General features: G+C 72.0%; 18 protein-coding genes, 1 tRNA gene, 1 pseudogene and 2 riboswitches. Of the genes and pseudogenes, 15 read left to right on the forward strand and 5 right to left on the reverse strand.

Annotated features, from left to right (window positions below; genetic code table 11):
• Positions 1 to 32: 32 nt before the first annotated feature.
• Entirely contained in the window at positions 33 to 392 is a 360-nt protein-coding gene (locus tag F5972_RS32790; protein WP_150939335.1) for a hypothetical protein, read from the reverse strand.
• A gap of 396 nt (positions 393 to 788) precedes the next feature.
• Here F5972_RS32790 and F5972_RS32795 point away from each other — a divergent pair, with 396 nt between their 5' ends.
• The 5 genes from F5972_RS32795 (at position 789) to F5972_RS32815 (ending at position 6,463) form a co-directional block, all read left to right on the forward strand.
• Positions 789 to 1,565: an AfsR/SARP family transcriptional regulator gene (locus F5972_RS32795; protein WP_150939337.1), complete on the forward strand. Its 777-nt coding sequence runs from the start codon at positions 789 to 791 to the stop codon at positions 1,563 to 1,565.
• Positions 1,566 to 1,821: 256 nt separating this feature from the next.
• Positions 1,822 to 1,919, forward strand: a riboswitch (glycine riboswitch).
• Positions 1,920 to 2,015, forward strand: a riboswitch (glycine riboswitch).
• 43 nt (positions 2,016 to 2,058) lie between these two features.
• The gene (gcvT, locus tag F5972_RS32800; RefSeq protein ID WP_150939339.1) at positions 2,059 to 3,150 is read left to right on the forward strand and encodes a glycine cleavage system aminomethyltransferase GcvT; all 1,092 of its coding nucleotides are present in this window, start codon (positions 2,059 to 2,061) and stop codon (positions 3,148 to 3,150) included.
• The gene (gene gcvH / locus F5972_RS32805) at positions 3,147 to 3,536 is read left to right on the forward strand and encodes a glycine cleavage system protein GcvH (RefSeq protein ID WP_150939341.1); all 390 of its coding nucleotides are present in this window, start codon (positions 3,147 to 3,149) and stop codon (positions 3,534 to 3,536) included. The genes gcvT and gcvH overlap by 4 nt, the downstream gene beginning before the upstream one ends.
• A gap of 34 nt (positions 3,537 to 3,570) precedes the next feature.
• On the forward strand, positions 3,571 to 4,944 hold the full coding sequence (locus tag F5972_RS32810; RefSeq protein ID WP_150939343.1) for an L-serine ammonia-lyase: 1,374 nt from the start codon (positions 3,571 to 3,573) through the stop codon (positions 4,942 to 4,944).
• Between the two features lie 73 nt (positions 4,945 to 5,017).
• A complete protein-coding gene (locus F5972_RS32815; RefSeq protein WP_150939345.1) occupies positions 5,018 to 6,463 on the forward strand; it encodes a hypothetical protein in 1,446 nt (481 codons plus the stop codon).
• Here the strand turns inward: F5972_RS32815 and F5972_RS32820 are convergent.
• Both F5972_RS32820 and F5972_RS32825 read right to left on the reverse strand, forming a co-directional pair.
• Positions 6,392 to 6,865 carry a hypothetical protein gene (locus F5972_RS32820; protein WP_150939347.1) on the reverse strand — a complete coding sequence of 158 codons (474 nt, stop codon included), beginning with the start codon at positions 6,863 to 6,865 and terminating at the stop codon, positions 6,392 to 6,394. The genes F5972_RS32815 and F5972_RS32820 overlap by 72 nt on opposite strands.
• Before the next feature lies 1 nt (position 6,866).
• Positions 6,867 to 7,670, reverse strand: coding sequence for a DUF6286 domain-containing protein (locus F5972_RS32825; protein ID WP_150939348.1), 804 nt, complete (start codon positions 7,668 to 7,670; stop codon positions 6,867 to 6,869).
• A 190-nt stretch (positions 7,671 to 7,860) separates the two neighbouring features.
• Between F5972_RS32825 and F5972_RS32830 the strand changes: the two genes are divergently transcribed.
• Entirely contained in the window at positions 7,861 to 9,036 is a 1,176-nt protein-coding gene (locus F5972_RS32830) for an amino acid deaminase/aldolase (protein WP_150939349.1), read from the forward strand.
• Positions 9,037 to 9,074: 38 nt separating this feature from the next.
• Here F5972_RS32830 and F5972_RS32835 read toward each other — a convergent pair whose 3' ends face one another.
• The gene (locus tag F5972_RS32835; protein ID WP_150939351.1) at positions 9,075 to 9,410 is read right to left on the reverse strand and encodes a DUF3618 domain-containing protein; all 336 of its coding nucleotides are present in this window, start codon (positions 9,408 to 9,410) and stop codon (positions 9,075 to 9,077) included.
• A gap of 134 nt (positions 9,411 to 9,544) precedes the next feature.
• Between F5972_RS32835 and bcp the strand changes: the two genes are divergently transcribed.
• The 5 genes and pseudogenes from bcp (at position 9,545) to F5972_RS32855 (ending at position 12,119) form a co-directional block, all read left to right on the forward strand.
• Complete coding sequence (bcp, locus tag F5972_RS32840; protein WP_150939353.1) at positions 9,545 to 10,012, forward strand: thioredoxin-dependent thiol peroxidase; 468 nt, start codon at positions 9,545 to 9,547, stop codon at positions 10,010 to 10,012.
• A gap of 57 nt (positions 10,013 to 10,069) precedes the next feature.
• Positions 10,070 to 10,504: pseudogene (locus F5972_RS39540) on the forward strand (HNH endonuclease signature motif containing protein); the annotation flags it as partial.
• Positions 10,505 to 10,540: 36 nt separating this feature from the next.
• Positions 10,541 to 10,617 (forward strand) — tRNA-Leu (locus tag F5972_RS32850).
• Positions 10,618 to 10,699: 82 nt separating this feature from the next.
• Entirely contained in the window at positions 10,700 to 10,822 is a 123-nt protein-coding gene (locus F5972_RS39070) for a hypothetical protein (protein ID WP_263641880.1), read from the forward strand.
• A 103-nt stretch (positions 10,823 to 10,925) separates the two neighbouring features.
• Complete coding sequence (locus tag F5972_RS32855; RefSeq protein ID WP_150939355.1) at positions 10,926 to 12,119, forward strand: esterase-like activity of phytase family protein; 1,194 nt, start codon at positions 10,926 to 10,928, stop codon at positions 12,117 to 12,119.
• 127 nt (positions 12,120 to 12,246) lie between these two features.
• Here F5972_RS32855 and F5972_RS32860 read toward each other — a convergent pair whose 3' ends face one another.
• Positions 12,247 to 12,462: a hypothetical protein gene (locus tag F5972_RS32860; RefSeq protein ID WP_150939357.1), complete on the reverse strand. Its 216-nt coding sequence runs from the start codon at positions 12,460 to 12,462 to the stop codon at positions 12,247 to 12,249.
• A gap of 699 nt (positions 12,463 to 13,161) precedes the next feature.
• On the opposite strand from F5972_RS32860, the gene F5972_RS32865 reads away from it, so the two are divergent.
• The 4 genes from F5972_RS32865 to F5972_RS32880 all read left to right on the forward strand — a co-directional run bounded on the left by F5972_RS32865 (position 13,162) and on the right by F5972_RS32880 (position 18,512).
• Positions 13,162 to 14,346, forward strand: coding sequence for a sensor histidine kinase (locus F5972_RS32865; protein ID WP_225312104.1), 1,185 nt, complete (start codon positions 13,162 to 13,164; stop codon positions 14,344 to 14,346).
• 141 nt (positions 14,347 to 14,487) lie between these two features.
• Entirely contained in the window at positions 14,488 to 15,153 is a 666-nt protein-coding gene (locus F5972_RS32870) for a response regulator transcription factor (protein ID WP_225312122.1), read from the forward strand.
• Positions 15,154 to 15,266: 113 nt separating this feature from the next.
• Complete coding sequence (locus F5972_RS32875) at positions 15,267 to 16,010, forward strand: ABC transporter ATP-binding protein (protein ID WP_150939359.1); 744 nt, start codon at positions 15,267 to 15,269, stop codon at positions 16,008 to 16,010.
• Positions 16,011 to 16,013: 3 nt separating this feature from the next.
• Positions 16,014 to 18,512, forward strand: a complete 2,499-nt coding sequence (locus F5972_RS32880) for an ABC transporter permease (protein WP_150939361.1) — start codon at positions 16,014 to 16,016, stop codon at positions 18,510 to 18,512.
• Positions 18,513 to 18,518 lie beyond the last annotated feature (6 nt).

The following is an 18,518-nucleotide window of genomic DNA, read 5'->3' on the forward strand; positions in this document are numbered from 1 at the left end:
CCGGTCTTCTCGATATGAGTGTCGCCGGGCGGTCACGCCTGCGCCGTTGACGACCAGGGCTGCACCGTCGTCGTGGTCACGAGGTGGTAGTCGGTATCCGGGTCGGGCTTGCCTTCGTCGTAGGTGTAGTCGTTGTGCCGGCGGGCGGAGACGCGCGTGCCGTCGGCAAGCATCGCCTGAGAGGCGAGGCCGTCGCCGCTGACAACGTCCTCGCCGTCGTTGTAGGCCGTGACGTCCGCCAGCAGGTCGGCGCGCTCGGCGGCGCCGGCGCGTCCGGCCACGTACGCCCCCGTGTTCACGGCGCGGCCGTTGACGTCCATGTAGGTCAGGGACGCGTACGGGTAGCCGGCCGCCGCCGGTGTGCAGGAGCCGCCCCCGGCCTGCGGCGGCACGCGCCAGGCCGGGAAGACCCCGGCACCCGGGCGCCGGTTCGTGGACGGATCGCACCGTCCAGAGGACGGCCGCCAGCGCGTCCAACCGCCCGAAGGCGAAGACGGGGAACAGGGATCCCACATGCCGGCGTTTGCACCGGCCGATGGCCAATCACGGCGATGTAACCGCTTTCATAACATGCACGTGCATGTTCGCTGGGCATTCATGACTTTACGGAACGCAATGCCGAGTGCCGAACAACGCATCTGCGGGCGGCCGGAAAACGCGCAATTTTGACGAGTGAAGCCGGAGAGAGATATCGTCAAACGCCGATCAAAGCCGCCGTCGTCGGCGCGTTCACGCTGCCTTGCGCGAGGGGAACCGTGTTATACGCCGTGCTCGGACCGTTTTCGGCCATGAACGACCGAGGAGACGCCATCGCCGGCCTCGCCGCGAGACATCGGCAGCTCCTGGCGCTGCTCGTCCTCAATGCGAATATCGCGCTGCACCGGGACCAGCTCACCGGACTGTTGTGGAATGGCCGCCCCACCATTTCAGCGCCGCGCAATCTTACCACCTACGTCGCACAGGTGCGGCGGCGGCTCTCCCCCCGCGACCCCGGCCTTTCTCCGGTCCACACCGTGAAGGGCGGATACCTTCTTTCCGTCCGGCCCGGATCCGTGGACGTTGCAGAATTCAACCAATGGGCGGCGCAGGGCAGAATCGCTCGCGAGAATGGCGATTACCACAATGCGGTGCGGTTGTTCGAGAAGGCGCTGAGCCTGTGGCGGGGCGACGCCCTCCTCGATGTGCGGCAGATCGACAGGCTCCGCACGTGGGCCGAACGGCTCGACGAGGACCGGCGCGCGGTGACCGAGGACCTCTTCGACGTACGGCTGGCGCTCGGGCACCACCGCGAGATCGTCGGCGGCCTGGCCCAGTGGGCGACCCGGCACCCGCTGCGCGAACGCCCCCACCGGCAGCTCATGCTCGCCCTGCACCGGTCGGGCCGGACCCACGACGCCTCCGCCTCCTACCAGCGGCTGCGCCGCACCCTGGTCGACCGCCTCGGCACCGAGCCGTCCCCCGACACCCAGGCCCTCCACCAGCGGATCCTCACCGGCGACGCCTTGAACGCCTTTCCTGCCCGAGGCCACACGCCCCCGAGGGGGATCACCCCAAGCGCGAATTAGGCCAGGCTCGCCGACCTCCTCCGCTGGCTGGAGCAGGCCCGCGCGGACGCGGAGAGGCGTGGCAAGGACCCGGACGACCTCGCCGAGGTCCGCGCGATCCGCCAGGAGGTTGGGCATGCGGATGCGTGGTGACGTCTAACGGCTGCGCGCCCCTCGGGGCGCCGTCGGCCCAGAACGGGCACCGTGAGTGTGACAAAGCGGGCGGCCCGGCAGGTTACGGGGGCGGCGGCGAACCACTAGGCTGGCAGCTCACCGATCATCCCGTGCGGGAGAGCGTCCTGGCAGCCGGTCAGGGCCCCTGAAGGAGCAAGCCCTCCCCGCGAACCTCTCAAGGCAAAGGACCGCGCGGGCCAGGTGACCTCTGGAAAGAAGGCCGTGAGGCCTCGCCGAAGGTGAAAGTCCGGCAAAGATCGGACGAAGCTCTCAGGCGCCGATGACAGAGGGGGAGGATGCCCGATAGTTCAGTGCAGCATCCGTCCTTTCCGAGGTCCGCATGTCCCGATCCACCCCGCTTCGCGGGGTACACGAACGCCTTGGCGCGACCCTGACCGACTTCGCCGGATGGCAGATGCCGTTGAGGTACGGCAGCGAGTCGGCCGAGCACAACGCGGTGCGCACGGCCGCGGGGCTGTTCGACCTGTCCCACATGGGGGAGATCTTCGTCACCGGCCCGCAGGCGGGCGAGGCGCTCGACCACGCCCTGGTGGGTCACCTCAGTATCCTCGGCCCCGGCCGCGCCCGTTACACGATGATCGTGAACGAGGACGGCGGCATCCTCGACGACCTCATCGTCTACCGCCTCGACGAGGACCGGTACATGGTCGTCGCCAACGCCTCCAACTACGCCGTCGTGGCGCGCGAACTGATCGCCCGGTCCGAGGGGTACGACGCGCGGGTGACCGACAGGTCCGACGAGTACGCGCTGGTGGCCGTGCAGGGGCCGCGCGCCGCTGAAATCCTGCGCGGGCTGACCGACGCGGACGTCGACGGCCTGAAGTACTACGCCATCCTCCCCGGTGTCGTCGCCGGGGCGCCCGCCCTGATCGCGCGGACCGGCTACACCGGCGAGGACGGCTTCGAGCTGTTCGTCCTCAACGAGCACGCCGTACCCCTGTGGGACGCGCTCACCGAGGCCGGCCGTGACCTCGGGCTCGTCCCCGCCGGGCTGTCGGCCCGCGACACGCTGCGCCTGGAGGCCGGCATGCCGCTCTACGGCAACGAGCTGACCTCCTCGGCCACCCCGTTCGACGCCGGCCTCGGCCGGGTCGTCCGCTTCGACAAGCCGGGCGACTTCGTGGGCCGGTCGGCCCTGGAGCGGGCCGCGCAGGACGGCGCCACGCGGCGGCTGGTCGGGCTGGTGGCCCGCGGCCGCCGGGTGCCCCGCCACGGCTATCCCGTCACCCGGGAGGGCGCCGTCGTCGGCGAGGTGACGAGCGGCGCACCGTCGCAGTCCCTCGGCAAGCCGATCGCCATGGCGTACGTGAGTGAGGACGCCCTCCGCGAGGGCGGCCTGACGGTCGACATCCGGGGCAGCCATGAACCGGTCGACGTCGTCGATCTGCCTTTCTACAGGAGGAGCAAGTGAGCAGCATTCCCGAGGACCTGAGCTACACCAAGGAGCACGAGTGGGTGGCCGGGATCGATGACGGCCTCACCGTGACGGTGGGCATCACGGCGTACGCCGCCGAGCAGCTCGGCGACGTGGTCTACGTGCAGGTGCCGGAGGCGGGCACGACGGTGGCGGCCGGTGACGCGGTCGGCGAGGTCGAGTCGACCAAGTCCGTGAGCGACATCTTCGCTCCGGTCGCCGGCGAGATCGTCGAGACCAACTCCGCCGTCGTGGACGACCCCTCCCTGGTCAACACCGACCCGTACGGCGACGGCTGGCTGTTCCGCGTGCGGGTGGAGGGGGAGCCGGAGGACCTGCTGTCCGCCGCCGAGTACGGCACGCTCACCTCCGGCGAGTCCTGACGGTCCCGGCCGCACAAGCGAAAGGCGACGATCAATGGCGATCAGCGTCTTCGACCTGTTCAAGGTGGGGATCGGGCCGTCCAGCTCGCACACGGGCGGCCCGATGGCCGCGGCGCACAGGTTCGCCCGCGGGCTGCACGAGGACGGGCTGCTGGAGAAGGTCACCCGGGTCGAGGCCGTCCTGTACGGCTCGCTCGGCCTGACCGGCAAGGGCCACGGCAGCGACAAGGCGGTGCTGCTCGGCCTGTCCGGCGACAAGCCCGAACTGGTCGACGTCGACACCGCCGACGAACGGCTGGCCGCGATGCGGGCGAGCGGCACCGTGACGTTGTACGGCCTCCGGGAGATCCCGTTCGTCGTCGGCGAGCACCTCGTCTTCGAGCGCAAGGTGTCGCTCCCCCACCACCCGAACGGCATGCGGTTCACGGCGTACGCCGACGACGCCGTGCTGCGCGAGAAGGTGTACTACTCGGTCGGCGGCGGCTTCGTGGTGGACGAGAACGCCACCGGCGCCGACCGGATCAAGCCCGACGACACGGCGCTGCCGTACCCCTTCACGACCGGGCGGGAACTGCTCGCGCACTGCGCGGAGACCGGCCTGTCGATCTCCGGGCTGATGATGGAGAACGAGCAGGCCTTCGGCCGTACGCCGGAGGAGATCCGGGCCCGCCTGCTGCACCTGTGGGAGGTCATGGCCGAGTGCGTGCGGCGCGGCACCACCCGTGAGGGCGTCCTGCCCGGCGGGCTCAAGGTGCGGCGCCGGGCGCACCAGCTCCACCGCAAGCTGCAGGGCGAGGCCGAGGGGGCCGACCCGCTGCGGGCGATGGACTGGATCACGCTGTTCGCGCTGGCCGTGAACGAGGAGAACGCGGCGGGCGGCCGGGTCGTCACCGCCCCCACCAACGGCGCCGCCGGGATCATCCCGGCCGTCCTCTCCTACTACCTGCGGTTCCTGCCGGGCGCCGGCGAGGACGGCGTCGTCCGCTTCCTGCTCACCGCGGGCGCGATCGGCGTGCTGTTCAAGGAGAACGCCTCCATCTCCGGCGCGGAGGTCGGCTGTCAGGGCGAGGTCGGCTCCGCCTGCTCGATGGCCGCGGCGGGCCTCACCGAGGCCCTCGGCGGCACCCCCGAGCAGGTGGAGAACGCGGCGGAGATCGGCATCGAGCACAACCTCGGCCTGACCTGCGACCCGATCGGCGGCCTGGTCCAGATCCCGTGCATCGAGCGCAACGCCGTCGCCTCGATCAAGGCGGTCACCGCCGCGCGCATCGCGCTGCGCGGCGACGGCCGGCACTTCGTGCCGCTCGACAAGGCCATCAAGACGATGCGCGACACGGGCCGGGACATGCTCGACAAATACAAGGAGACCTCGCGCGGCGGCCTCGCCGTCAACGTGATCGAGTGCTGACCGCGCTCGCCTCATGCGTACGAGGGACGCCCACTAGGGTGGTGCCCTCGCCGACGAGGAGGAGGGCCGTCACGTGAGGTGGCGCGAGGCGCTGCGCCCGCATCGGGCGTTCCTGGTCCTGCTGGCGGCGGGCGCCGCCCTGCGGGCGCTCGCCGTGCTCGGCTACCGGCCCGCGCTGTGGTTCTGGGCCGACTCGTTCGCCTATCTCAGCTCCGCCCTCGACCTGCGGCCCCTGCCCTCCCGGCCGTCCGGCTACTCGCTGTTCCTGTGGGCGCTGAGCCCCCTGCACAGCGTCACCGCGGTCGTGGTCGTCCAGCACCTGCTCGGCCTCGGCATGGCGGTCTGCGTCTACGCCCTGCTGCGCCGCCGTACGCGGCTGCCGGGCTGGGGCGCGGCCCTCGCCGCCGCGCCGGTGCTGCTCGACGTCCACCAGATCCAGCTCGAACACCTGGTCATGGCGGACCTGCTGTTCACCGCCCTGGTCGTGGCCGCCGTGACGATCCTGCTGTGGCGGCCCCGGCCGGGCGGGTGGTCCGTCGTCGCGGCGCTGCTGCTGCTCGGGCTGGCGACGGTCACCCGGACCCTCGGGCTGCCGCTGATCGCGCTCGCGCTGCTCCCCGTGCTGTTCGCCCGGCGCTGGCGGGCCGCGTTCGCCGGGCTCGCCGCCGCCTCGGCCGTCCTCGGCGGGTACGCCGTCTGGTTCCACGACGCCCACGGGTCGTACGGGATGGGCGGCAGCAGCACCTGGCTGTGGTCGCGCACGATGACCTTCGCCGACTGCGCGGTGATGAAGCCGCCGCGCGACCTCGCGGTGCTGTGCCCGTCCGGGCCCCGGCTCGCCGCTCCCGCCTACATCTGGGACGCCCGCTCCCCCATCCAGCGGGTCAAGAAGGACCGGGAGCGGCTGGGGGGCGAGTTCGCCTCGCTGGCGATCCGCAGCCAGCCCCTCGACTTCCTGGCGACCGGCCTGCACGACGCCCTGTGGGCGTTCGAGTGGGACCGCAGGCCCTACCCCTCCGCCGGGCCGCAGAGCGCGTACGTCTTCCCCGCCTCGGTCAAGCCGTTCACCTCCAAGATCGCCTCCGGCGGCCGTACGGCGGCCGAGCTCACCACCGCCTACCAGGGCGCCTCGGGGGACACGCGGGTGGCCGAGCCGTTCGCGGGATGGCTGCGCGCCTACCAGGAGCAGGGCTTCCTGCGGGGACCGCTGCTCGCGGTCGTGCTGCTGGCCGGGCTCGCCGGGCTGCTCGTGCGGCGGTGGGCCGCGCTGCTGCCGTGGACGGCCGCGATGGTCCTGCTCCTGCTGCCGCCGCTGATCGCCGCCTTCGACCACCGTTATGTGGTGCCCGTCGTGCCGCTCGCCTGCCTGGCCGCCGGGCTGGCCCTCGGCACCCCCGCGACCCCGCCCGACGCCAGAGCCGGCGCCGCGACCGGAGGCCGCAGGCGGTCAGCGTCCGCGAACGTGCAGGCGGACGACCGCGGGCGCGTCGTCCCGGCCGACCGTGCGGCGAAGGCGTGAGACCGCCGACTCGTCCAGCCGTCTGATCACCTGCCGCAGGTCGGCCGACCGCTGCAGCGACACCGCCACCCGCAGCCTGCCGTCCCCGGCCACTCTGACCGACAGGCGGCCGATCCCCTCGATGCCCTTGAGCGCCACGCCGAGCATCGCGATGCCCGCGCCGGTGCGCCTGCCGAGCCGTCCCCAGCCGAGGGCCAGGACGAGCCAGCGGCTCGCGACCAGGGCGACCAGCATCGCCGTCCCCGCCAGGAGGGGGAGCGCCCACGGCCGGCCGCCGAGCGCGTCCAGGCCGACCGGCGCCGACCCGGGCCGCCGTGCGACGGCCAGCAGGCCGAGCCCCCCAGCGACCAGCACCAGGCCCACCAGGAGCAGTCCGACGCGGTTCCCCAGACGCGGCCGCATGTCAGTTTCCCCTCCCCCGGAGCCGTACGACCACCTCGTGGCGGGCCTGGACGCCGAGGCCGGCCAGCCGGTCGCCCACGGCCGCGCCGACCTCGCGCAGCACCGCCCCGGTCCGCGCCGTACCGGTGACCACGGTGACCTCGATCCGGCCGCGGAGGATGTGCACGTTGGCGCGCCGGACGTCCTCGACCTCCCGCGCCGCGGAGATGAGCGTGCGGCGCAGCCCGACGCGGGTCAGGCCCATCGCGAGCAGCGGGTCCTCGCACCGCAGGGGCACGAGACGGGGACGGCCGGGCACGACGGCGAGGGCCACCAGGCCCGCACCGCAGACGATCATGCCGACCGCGGCGAGCGGGACGGCGGGGTCGGCCAGGGTGAGGTGCAGCAGGCGGGGCGGCAGCCGCCAGGGCAGCGGCACCCTGAGCATGACGGCGACGGCCTGGACGGTGAGCCCCCAGCCGAGCAGGGCGAGCACGGCGGCGACGACGATCGCGGCGGGGGTGCGCCCCGGCCGCAGGACGCGTGCGACGGTACGACGGCCGGCCGTGCCTTCCCCGGGGAGGGTCGTGTCGTCTCCTCCGGCGCCCTCGTCGCTCCGGGCCCAGCCGGAGGTCCCGGAACGGATGACGGCTCCGCCTCCCGTGGCGCGTAGGGCGTCCTCCGCGTACTCGGCGTACTCCGCGCGCACGTCGCCGGAATCCCCGGCGCCGTTGGCGCCGCCTGGGCCGCCGGAGCCGCCTGTGCTCCTGGCGCTCCTGGTGCTCCTGGCCGACGAACCCGTCAGGATCTCCTGCAGGATGCTCATCAGCCGTTCACCCCTCCCGCGCACCGCGCAGGGCCCGCTCGGTAGTCACGCCCTCATGGGTATATCGGCGCCGCGCCGGGGCGGGCGGGACACCCGCCCGCATGCGCGATCATGGCGGCCTCCCGGCCGAGATTTTGCCCGGAGCCGATTAACGTGAACTAGGCTCATGTATTCGGGTTAAGCTGCCCTCATGGACGACCGGCAGCGCCTCGACCGGGCGACGGCCCACCTGGAGCCCCCCTTCGCGGTCCTCGACATGGACGCACTGCGGTCGAACGCGGCCGCCATGGTGCGCCGGGCCCGGGGCAAGCCGATCCGCGTCGCGAGCAAGTCGATCCGCTGCCGGCCCGTGCTGGAGCGGGTCCTGGCCGTGGACGGCTTCTCGGGAGTCATGGCGTTCACGCTCCCCGAGGCGTTGTGGCTCGTCTCCACCGGCCTGCGGGACGTGCTCGTGGCGTACCCGACGGCCGACCGGACGGCCCTGCGCGCCCTGGGCTCCGACGAGGCCGCGGCCCGGGAGATCACGGTCACGGTCGACTCACCCGAGCACCTCGACCTGATCGAGAGCCTCCGCACGCCTCACCCGATCCGCGTCTGCCTCGACATCGACGCGGGCTTCGTGGCCTTCGGCGGCAGGTTCCGGGCGGGCGCGCTGCGGTCGCCGGTCCGGGAGCCGGAGCAGGCCGCCGCCGTCGCCGCCGACGTCGCCGGGCGCCCCGGGCTGCGCCTGGCCGGGCTCATGGCGTACGAGGCGCAGATCGCCGGGGTGGGCGACGACGTCCCCGGGCCGTACGGCCGGGCGGTGCGCTGGATGCAGCAGCGGTCGCGCCGCGAACTGGCCGTACGGCGCGGCCGGATCGTCCGGGCCGTCCGGCAGGTCGCCGACCTGGAGTTCGTCAACGGCGGCGGCACGGGAAGCATCGAGAAGACCATCGCCGAGCGGGCGATCACCGAGGTCGCGGCGGGCTCGGGGTTCTTCCACCCCCGGTTGTTCGACTTCTATCGCGGCTTCACCGGCCGGCCCGCGGCGCTGTTCGCCCTGCCGGTGGTGCGCCGGCCCGCCCCGGGAGTCGTGACCGTGCTCGGCGGGGGTTATCCCGCCTCCGGAGCGGCGGGGCCCACCCGGCTGCCCCAGCCGTACCTGCCGGAGGGGCTCCGCTACCACCCGGACGAGGGAGCGGGCGAGGTGCAGACCCCCCTGCTCGGGGAGGCCGCGACAGGGCTGCGCCTCGGCGATCGCGTCTGGTTCCGCCACGCCAAGGCCGGAGAGCTGTGCGAGCGTTTCCCCGTGCTGCACCTCGTCGAGGGAGACCGGGTGGCCGAGGAGGTTCCGACATACCGGGGCGAGGGCATGACGTTCCTCTGACGCCCTCCCCCTCGATGTCGCCGATCAGCGCGGACCGGTCAGCGGGACCGGCGGCGCAGCAGCACGATCGTCGCGCCGACGGCCACCACGATCCCCACACCGATGAGCACCGGGGCGAGGTCCCGCGCCGGATACTCGCCGGGCTCGGCCTCGGCGCCCTCCGGACCGTACGTGGTGATCCCGCGCGGCGGGCCCAGCACCAGGTCCTCCACGGACGCGACGAAGTCCATCGCGTTCGCCTTGGCCTTCGCCACGCCGCGCTCGGCGACGCGCTTCGGGCTCACCCGGTCCGCGATGGCGTCGACCGTGCGAGCGAGCTCCGCCCGCGTGCGCTCGATCCTCTTTTCCAGCGCATCGGGATCGGTGTCCGCCATGCGATCCCCCTCCTGTGGTATTCGTGTGTGATCAGTCTGCCAGGTCCGGCAGTCGCCCCGTACAGGGGCCGAGCCGGTAGTTTGGTTGTCGCTTGCCCGCCGATCGCCGCGGGTCACCTTTTCCGGAGGACGTGATGAGCAAGCTCCAGCCCGGCGACGCCGCGCCGGACTTCACCCTTACCGACGCCGACGACAAGGAGGTCTCGCTGGAGTCCTTCCGTGGCCGCCGGGTCATCCTGTACTTCTACCCGGCGGCGATGACCCCCGGGTGCACCAAGCAGGCCTGCGACTTCCGCGACAACCTCGGCGCCCTGACCGAGCAGGGTTTCGTGGTGCTCGGCGTGTCCAAGGACAAGCCGGCCAAGCTACGGCAGTTCCGCGAGCGCGACGCGCTCACGTTCCCGCTGCTGTCGGACACCGGTCTCGAGGTGCACAAGGCCTACGGCGCGTACGGCGAGAAGACGAACTACGGCAGGACCGTGATGGGCGTCATCCGGTCCACGTTCGTCGTCGGCCCCGACGGAAAGGTCGAGAAGGCCCTCTACAACGTGAAAGCCACCGGCCACGTCGCCCGCCTCGTGAAAGAGCTGGGAATTTCCTGATCCACCCCTTTCGCGAAGCTCCCGGAATTGTCGGCGGCGGCCGATACATTCCGGGGCATGGCACAGTACAAGTACACCCCGGAGTTGCTGGCCGACGCAGCGGCAACCGCGAGCAGCATCGCAGATGTACTGCGTTATCTCGGCATCCCGTGGTCGGGTGGCGCCCACGCCCACATCAGCCGCCGCCTCAAGCACTTCGGCATCGACACATCCCACTTCGGCAGGCCCTCGCCGAACAAGAGCGCCCCGACGCCCCGGCGATACCTACCTGTGGAGATCCTGGTGCTGTTGCCTCCGGGATCTGGTCGCGAGAAGCCTCGCAAGCTCAGGCGGGCGCTGCGGGAAGTAGGAGTTCCGTACTCCTGCGCAGACTGTAAGATAGGCGGCGCCTGGCAGGACCGGCCGCTGACATTGCATATCGACCACATCAATGGCAATTGGCTGGACAACAGAAAAGAGAATCTCCGTTTTCTTTGCCCCAACTGCCATTCTCAGACAGAGAATTTCGCAGGAAAGGGAAGAGGAAAAGGGGTCGTAGCCCAATCGGCAGAGGCAACGGTTTTAGGTACCGTACAGCGCGAGTTCGAATCTCGTCGACCCCACCAAAATTCAGACAACAATGGCAAGTATTCAAAGAATCGAAATTCGCCGAATCCTGAGCGGCCCGCGCTCGCGAAATTGAACCTGATGCTCGGGGCTGACGATCTGTCTTTCCTGGAGCGGTTCGTGTCCGACGGAGGGGCGGGCTCGCGGACCGCCGCCATCCGTACGGCGATCGCTCTGCTCCGTGCTCGAAGCGAGCGGGAGTGACGTCATGCGGAGGCTTCTACCGTGGCGGCCGAAGAGCCAGTTGTCCGTCCATGGCCGCCTGTTGTTGGGGCGTCTGTCACGCGGCGTCCCTAACGTGCCCGCCATGAGAAAGCTTTCGATCACGTTGGGCGCCGCCGCCCTCGCCCTCGGACTGGCGTCCCCCGCGTCGGCCGTTCCCCGGCCCGCGGACTTCGGCCAGGCGACGCTCACGGGATTCGCCGTCCTGCCCGCCGAGACCTTCGTCCCCGGCAGCGAGCCCTCGGGGTCGGCCATCGGCGCCGGGCCGTTCAACGGCATCGCCGCGCCCTTCTCCGGGCAGCCCGTCCAGGGCTTCAGCGGCGTCGTCAGAAGAGGTGACGGCACCTACGACGTGCTGTCCGACAACGGTTACGGCAACAAGGCCAACAGCGCGGACTTCCTGCTGCGGGTCCATCGGATCAGCCCCGATCTCAGGAACGGGAAGGTGAAGGTGCTCGGCGGGTTCAACCTGAGCGATCCGGACAGGCGCGTGCCGTTCGCCCTGATCCGGGCGGACCGCGTGCTCACCGGCGCCGACTTCGACGTGGAGTCGATCGTGCGGTCGGCCGACGGCACCTACTGGATCGGCGACGAGTTCGGCCCGTTCCTGCTGCACTTCTCGTCCTCCGGGCGGCTCCTGCGGGCTCCGATCCCGCTGCCCGGGGTCAGGGCCCCGGAGAACCCCGACCTGAACGGCGGGCAGCCGAACATCCGCAGCAGCAAGGGGTTCGAGGGCATGGCGCGCTCGGTGGACGGCCGCCACCTCTACCCGTTGCTGGAGGGGACGGTGGATGGTGACACGCCCGGCGACCTGCGGATGTACGACTTCGACCTGCGCACGGGCCGGTACGGCTCCACATGGCGGACCTATCGGCTGGAGTCGCCCTCGAACGCCATCGGAGACGCGATCTCCGTGGACGACCACCGCTTCCTGGTCATCGAGCGGGACAACGAGCAGGGCGACGCCGCGGCCTTCAAGCGCGTCTACCTGGCGGACGCCGCCGACCGCGACCACGACGGGCGCATGGACAAGACCCTCGTCGCCGACCTGCTGAACCTGGCCAACCCCAGAGGGCTCGGCGGCTTCGGGCGGACGTTCCGCTTCCCGTTCCAGACGATCGAGGACGTGGCACTGCTCGACGACCACACGCTCGCGCTGCTGAACGACAACAACTTCCCGTTCTCGTCCGGCCGCACGGCGGGCAAGGCCGACAACGACGAGTTCATCACCGTACGGCTCGCGCGGCCCCTGCACGCGGACCGGCGCGCGCTCCAGTAAGGCGCGGAACCTTCCGTAGATCCGATGCGCATCGGGTCTGCCGGAAAGACGCGTAGGCGCGTGCCGACCACCCTGTCGGCCAACCTGTTGGCCAATCTGCCGGCACGCGCCTGCCGGAAACGACGTCTCAGCCGTTCGGCCGGCAGATGATGCCGTTCTCGGTGCGCTGGCACCACTGGGGCAGGCGGCCGTCCTCCCCGCCCGGGAGGCTCCGGCCGCGAGGAAGCAGGCCGTCCTGGTCTCCGCCGGCCACCCGGCTCGCCCCGGCGTGCGTCTGATCCCAGATCAGACCGGTGGCGGCCACGACGCCGCCGCCGAGGAGCGCTCCGACGAGTGCCGACACGAGGCCAACGGTGATCAACCGCCCGGTCTGGCCCTGCGGCAGGCGGCCCGCCAGGCGTCCGCGCAGGCCCCCCGGCGGCCGGAGGGACGGGCTTTGAGGGGCGCCCGCGAAGTGCGGCGCCGCTTCCCGCCAGCCGGGGGCGCGCCACCCGGCCCCTCCGGGGCCGAACGCGGACCCGCCGCCCAGCGGAGGGATCGAGGTGGTGCCCGGTGGAAGGATCGCGGGCCTGCCCGGGGGAAGGGCGCGGCGCGCGTTCGCGGAGCCGGCCGGGGGTGGTCCTGGGGTCCCCGGCGACATGCCCGCGGGACCGACGAAAGAGGGTGGTCCGGGAGGGCTCGCGGGACCGTGTGGAGACGACGTCGCCTGCGGAACAGTACCCGCCTGCGGAACAGTGCCCGGCTGCGTGACGGCACTCCCCTGCGGCACGATGCTCACCTCCGTGACAGCGCTCCCCTGCGGCAGGGTGCCCGGATCTGGGCGCGGGCCGCGCGACTCGTCCTCAGCGCCGCGCGGCACCGCGTCCTGACCCGCCATTCAGATCTCCCTTACCCGCTTCCAAGAAGCGTTCCCGGTAACCAGGATGCGCTGTGATCCGTAAGAATCGCGTAAGCGCCGCCGCCGGCTGCGACCTGAGTCGTACGGCGGTATCCGCCGCAAGGGTGAGACCTTTCTGAACAGCCGATACGTATCGTGGGGTACGTGTTCGGCAGTATGCGCGCCTGGACCCGGCGCCACAGCAGGATCGTGGACACGCTGGCGATCTCCCCGCTGGCGCTGTTGTGCGTGTCGACGGTCGAGGCCTTCAGTCGTACCAGCGGAATGATGAACGCGCGGCACGTCGGCGTGCCCGTGCTTCTCCTGCTGTCCGCCGCGCTCGTCGTGCCGCTGCTGTGGCGGCGCAACCACCCGCGCGAGGTGTTCGCGGTGGTGTCGGTGGTCAGCTTCGCGCAGTGGCTGCTGAACATCGCCGTCCTGCCCGCGAACCTGGCGGTGCTCGTCGCGATGTACGGCGTCGCCGCCCGCTGCACGCGGCGGTGGGCGCTGGCCGCCGGCGTGGTCGCCGAGGGAGGGCTGCTGCTCGCCATGCTGAGCTGGTCTCCCGATCCCATGCGGGCGTGGCCCTCGGCCTCGGTCTTCGTCGTCGCTGTGTGGATCGGCGGCATGTACGCCAACACCCGCCGCCGATACGTGGAAAGCCTGGTGGAACGCGCCGAGCGGGCCGAGCGGGAACGCGACCAACAGGCCCGTATCGCGGCCGCCGCCGAGCGCGCCCGCATCGCCCGCGAGCTGCACGACGTGGTGGCGCACAACGTCAGCGTGATGGTCGTCCAGGCCGACGGCGCGGCGTACGCGATCGACAGCGACCCGGAGCAGGCGCGGCGTGCCATGCAGGCGATCTCGGGGACCGGACGGCAGGCGCTGGCGGAGATGCGCAGGCTGGTGGGCGTGCTGCGGCAGGACGCGGGCAGCCCGGCCGAGGAGTACGCGCCGCAGCCCGGCGTCGCGCAGCTGGACGAGCTGGTCAGACAGGTCAGGGACTCGGGGCTGCCGACCGAGTTCACGGTGTCCGGCACGCCCCGCGCGCTGCCGGAGGGCGAGCAGCTCGCCGTCTACCGGATCGTGCAGGAGGCGCTGACCAACGCGATCAAACACGGCGGCCCGGGCACGCGGGCGCGGGTGGAGATGACGTACGGCCCGGGGCTGATCGAGCTGCGGGTCAGCGACGACGGCAGGGGCGCGGCGGCGCCGCGGGTGGTCGGCGGCCACGGCCTGATCGGGATGCGGGAGAGGGCGGCGATGTACGGCGGGAGCGTCGAGGCGGCGCCCCGCTCGGGCGGGGGCTTCCAGGTGGTCGCCCGCATCCCCGCCGGAATGGCCGCCTGAGTCCGTGCGCCCCCGCCTGAAGGACTCGCCCGCGCCGCGCCGGCCTCGCGGGCCGGTCCGGGAGAAGACTCGGAGCCCGTCCGCCGGCGGGCTCGCGTACGGTGTCGGAAGCGCGACGGTGACGAGCGGAGCGAAGTGGCAGTGATACGCGTCATGCTGGTCGACGACCAGGAGCTGGTGCGGACGGGGTTCCGGATGGTCCTCGGGGCGCAGCCGGACATCGAGGTCGTGGGTGAGGCGGCGGACGGGCAGGCCGCCGTCGAGGCGCTGCGTACGATCGAGGCCGACGTCGTCCTGATGGACGTCCGGATGCCCCGGATGGACGGCGTGGAGGCGGCCCGCGTGATCTGCGCCGCGCCTGACGGCCCCAGGGTGCTGATCCTGACGACGTTCGACCTGGACGAGTACGCGTTCGCGGCGATCAAGGCGGGCGCGGCGGGGTTCCTGCTCAAGGACGTGCCCCCGGCCGAGCTGATCAGCGCGATCCGGTCGGTGCATTCGGGGGACGCGGTGGTCGCACCGAGCACGACCCGCCGGCTGCTCGACCGGTTCGCCGTGCTCCTGCCGGAGGGGGACCGGCGGCGGCAGGACACCGGCGCGCTGACGGCGCGGGAGCGGGAGGTGCTCTTCCACGTGGCCCGCGGCCTGTCGAACACCGAGATCGCGACGCGGCTGCACCTGGCGGAGGCGACCGTGAAGACCCATCTCGGCCGGGTGCTGGCCAAGCTCGGGCTGCGGGACCGGGCCCAGGCGGTCGTGTACGCGTACGAGACCGGGGTGGTCTCCCCCGATCATCCGAGGGGCTGAGCCGGGACTACCCCGAAAGTCGCACCCGCGCCTCGCCACCCGTCCCGGGGCCGCACGCCGAGAACGTCCGCGAGGCCGAGGAAACGCCCTGATCACGCCCATAGCGTGGGCTTATGACCACAACAACCCAGACCCGCACCGCCGTGGTCGCGCGGGGCCTGACCAAGGTGTACGGCACGGGCGACGCCGCGGTGCACGCCCTGCGCGGCGTCGACGTCGACTTCGCCGCCGAGGCCTTCACCGCGATCATGGGGCCGTCCGGCTCCGGCAAGTCGACGCTGATGCACTGCCTGGCCGGGCTCGACACCGTGACGGACGGGCGGGTGGCCATCGGTGACGCCGAGCTCACCCGGCTGGGCGACAAGCAGCTCACGCTGCTGCGGCGCGAGCGCGTGGGTTTCATCTTCCAGGCGTTCAACCTGCTGCCGACGCTGACGGCCGAGCAGAACATCCGGCTCCCGCTGGAGATCGCGGGCCGCCAGGCCGACCAGGCGCTGTTCGACCGGGTGATCGAGACGGTCGGCCTGCGGGACCGGCTCGGGCACCGGCCGAGTGAGCTGTCGGGCGGCCAGCAGCAGCGGGTCGCCGTGGCGCGGGCGCTGATCAGCAAGCCTCAGGTGATCTTCGCCGACGAGCCGACCGGCAACCTCGACTCGCGCAGCGGCGCGGAGGTGCTGGCGTTCCTGCGCAGGTCGGTACGCGAGCTCGGGCAGACGATCGTGATGGTGACCCACGACCCGGTGGCGGCGTCGTACGCCGACCGGGTGATCTTCCTGCGGGACGGGCTGCTGGTGAGCGAGCTGGAGCGGCCGACGCCGCAGACCGTGCTCGACGCGCTGATGGCGCTGGAGGCCTGAGCCGTGTTCCGGACCACTCTCGCCGGGCTTCTGGCGCACCGGCTCCGCCTGATGCTCACCTCCCTGGCGATCGTGCTCGGGGTCGGGTTCATCGCGGGCACCTTCGTGCTCACCGACACGATCGACGCCGGGTTCTCCCGGTCGTTCGCCGCGGACGCCGACAAGGTGGACGTGGTGGTGACGCCCGCGGACGACGCGGACGCCGAGGACGACGGCATCCTGCCGGATCGCGCGCTCGCCGCGGTCAGAGCGGTGCGGGGCGTCCGGGACGCCCAGCCCGTGCTGTCCGGCGACGCGCCGCTGATCGGCAGGGACGGCAAGGTCGTGGGCGACTACCCCACCGCCGGCGTCTCCATCCCGGCGAGCCGCATCAAGATCACTTCCGGTAGGACGGCTTCCGCCGCCGGCGAGGCGGTGCTCGACAAGAACACCGCCAAGGCCCAGGGGTTCGCACCCGGGGCCACCGTCGCCGTGCTCGACAAGGCGGGCAAGCGGCACGAGTTCCGGCTCGTCGGGATCTTCGACGTGGGTCTCGACCAGAACCTCGCGTACCGGGGAGCGGTCGCGTTCACCCCGGAGACGGCCCGGCTCGTCACCGGCGCGAAGGGCTTCACCGAGATCGACGTCGTCTCCTCCGGTCCCGCCCCGGAGACCCTGCGTACGGCCGTCGCGGCGGCCGTGGGAAGCGGCGCGAAGGTCATGACCGGGCGGGAACGCGGCGACGAGCTGGCCCGGAGCAACCACGTGGACACGGCGTTCCTTCGGACGGGGCTGCTGCTGTTCGCCGCGGTCGCGCTGCTCGTCGCCGCGCTCGTGATCTACAACACCTTCGGCATCCTGGTCGCCCAGCGGACCCGCGAGATGGCGCTGCTGCGCTGCATCGGCGCGACGAGGCGCCAGGTCTTCGCCTCGATCGTGCTGGAGTCGGCCGTGGTGGGCCTGCTGTCGTCGGTGCTCGGCCTGCTGACCGGCCTCGGCCTGGGCGCCGCCGCCGTCGCCACGCTGAAGGCGTTCGGCGCGGACGTCCCCACGGGCACGGTGAGCCTCTCCCCGCAGACGATCGCCATCGGGCTGTGCACCGGCGTCGTCGTGACGATGGCCGCCGCGCTGCTCCCCGCGCGCCAGGCCACCCGCGTGCCGCCCGTCGCGGCGCTGGGCACGCAGGCCGAGGAGCACACGTTCCGCACCGGGGTCGTCCGGGTGGTCTTCGCCGCGCTGTTCACGGTGGCGGGGGCCGGCCTCACCGCGGCGGGCGTGCTCCAGAGCCCGGGCCAGGTGGCGCTGCTGACGGTCATGGCGGGCGGCGTGCTCGTCTTCTTCGCGGTGCTGGTCCTCGGGCCGGTGATCGTACGGCCGCTGAGCGGGCTGGCGGGCTGGATCCCGGCGCGGCTGTTCGGCGTGCCGGGGCGGCTCGCGGTGGACAACTCCCGGCGCAATCCCAGGCGCGCGGCGACCACCACCGTGGCGCTGACCGTCGGCGTGACGCTGATGACGTTCATGTCGGTCCTGACCGCGACGGTGCGGAGCACCGTGGGCGACCAACTCGACCGGCAGTTCCCGGCCGACTACATCCTGACGGCGCAGACGGGCGGCATCCCCCGCTCGATCGCCGACAGCCTGCGCGCGAGCCGCGACCTGTCCGCGGTGACCGAGTTCCGGGGGAAGAAGGCCAAGGTGAACGGTCACGACTACGAGGTGGGCACCGTCACCCGATCGGCCCTCGGCACCTCCGTCAGACCGGAGGCGTCGGCCGGCACGCTGGACCGCCTCGGCGTGGGCAATGTCGCCGTGGCCGACTATGTGGCTCAGGACCTCGGCGTCAAGGTCGGTGACCACGTGACCGTCACGTCGGGCGGGCGGAGCGTCCCGCTCACGGTGGTGGCGGTGTTGAAGGCCGGCGTGTCCCTGCTGCCGCCGTTCACCATGGCGGAGCAGACCTTCGAGCAGCGCTTCGGCAGGGTGGACGACGCGCAGATCCTGGTGAACGCCGCCTCCGGCGTGCCCGCCGAGCGGGCGCGCGCGGTCGTGGAAGACGCGACCGCGGCCTACCCGGCGGTGAAGGTCGGCAGCACGACCGAGATCCGCGGCCAGTTCGACGATGCGATCGACACCGTGCTCATGGTGGTCACCGGCCTGCTGGCCCTCGCGATCGTGATCTCGCTGCTCGGCATCGCGAACACGCTGTCGCTGTCGGTCCACGAGCGCACCCGCGAGTCGGCGCTGCTGCGCGCGCTCGGCCTGACCCGGCCGCAGCTTCGGGGGATGCTGTCGGTCGAGGCGCTGGTCCTCGGCCTGGTGGGCGCGATCGTCGGCGTCGTGCTCGGCGTGGTGTACGGGTGGGCGGCCACGGCGACGCTGACCAAGGACGTCTCCTTCCGGCTCCCGGTCACGCAGATCCTGGTCTTCATCGCCGCCTCGGGCCTGGCGGGAGTGCTCGCCGCCGTGCTGCCCGCCCGGCGCGCGGCCCGCGCCTCGGTCGTCGGCGCACTGGCGGCCTCCTGACCGGTC

Origin of the sequence: Microbispora cellulosiformans (assembly GCF_008728085.1) — a bacterium.
GTDB lineage: Bacteria > Actinomycetota > Actinomycetes > Streptosporangiales > Streptosporangiaceae > Microbispora > Microbispora amethystogenes.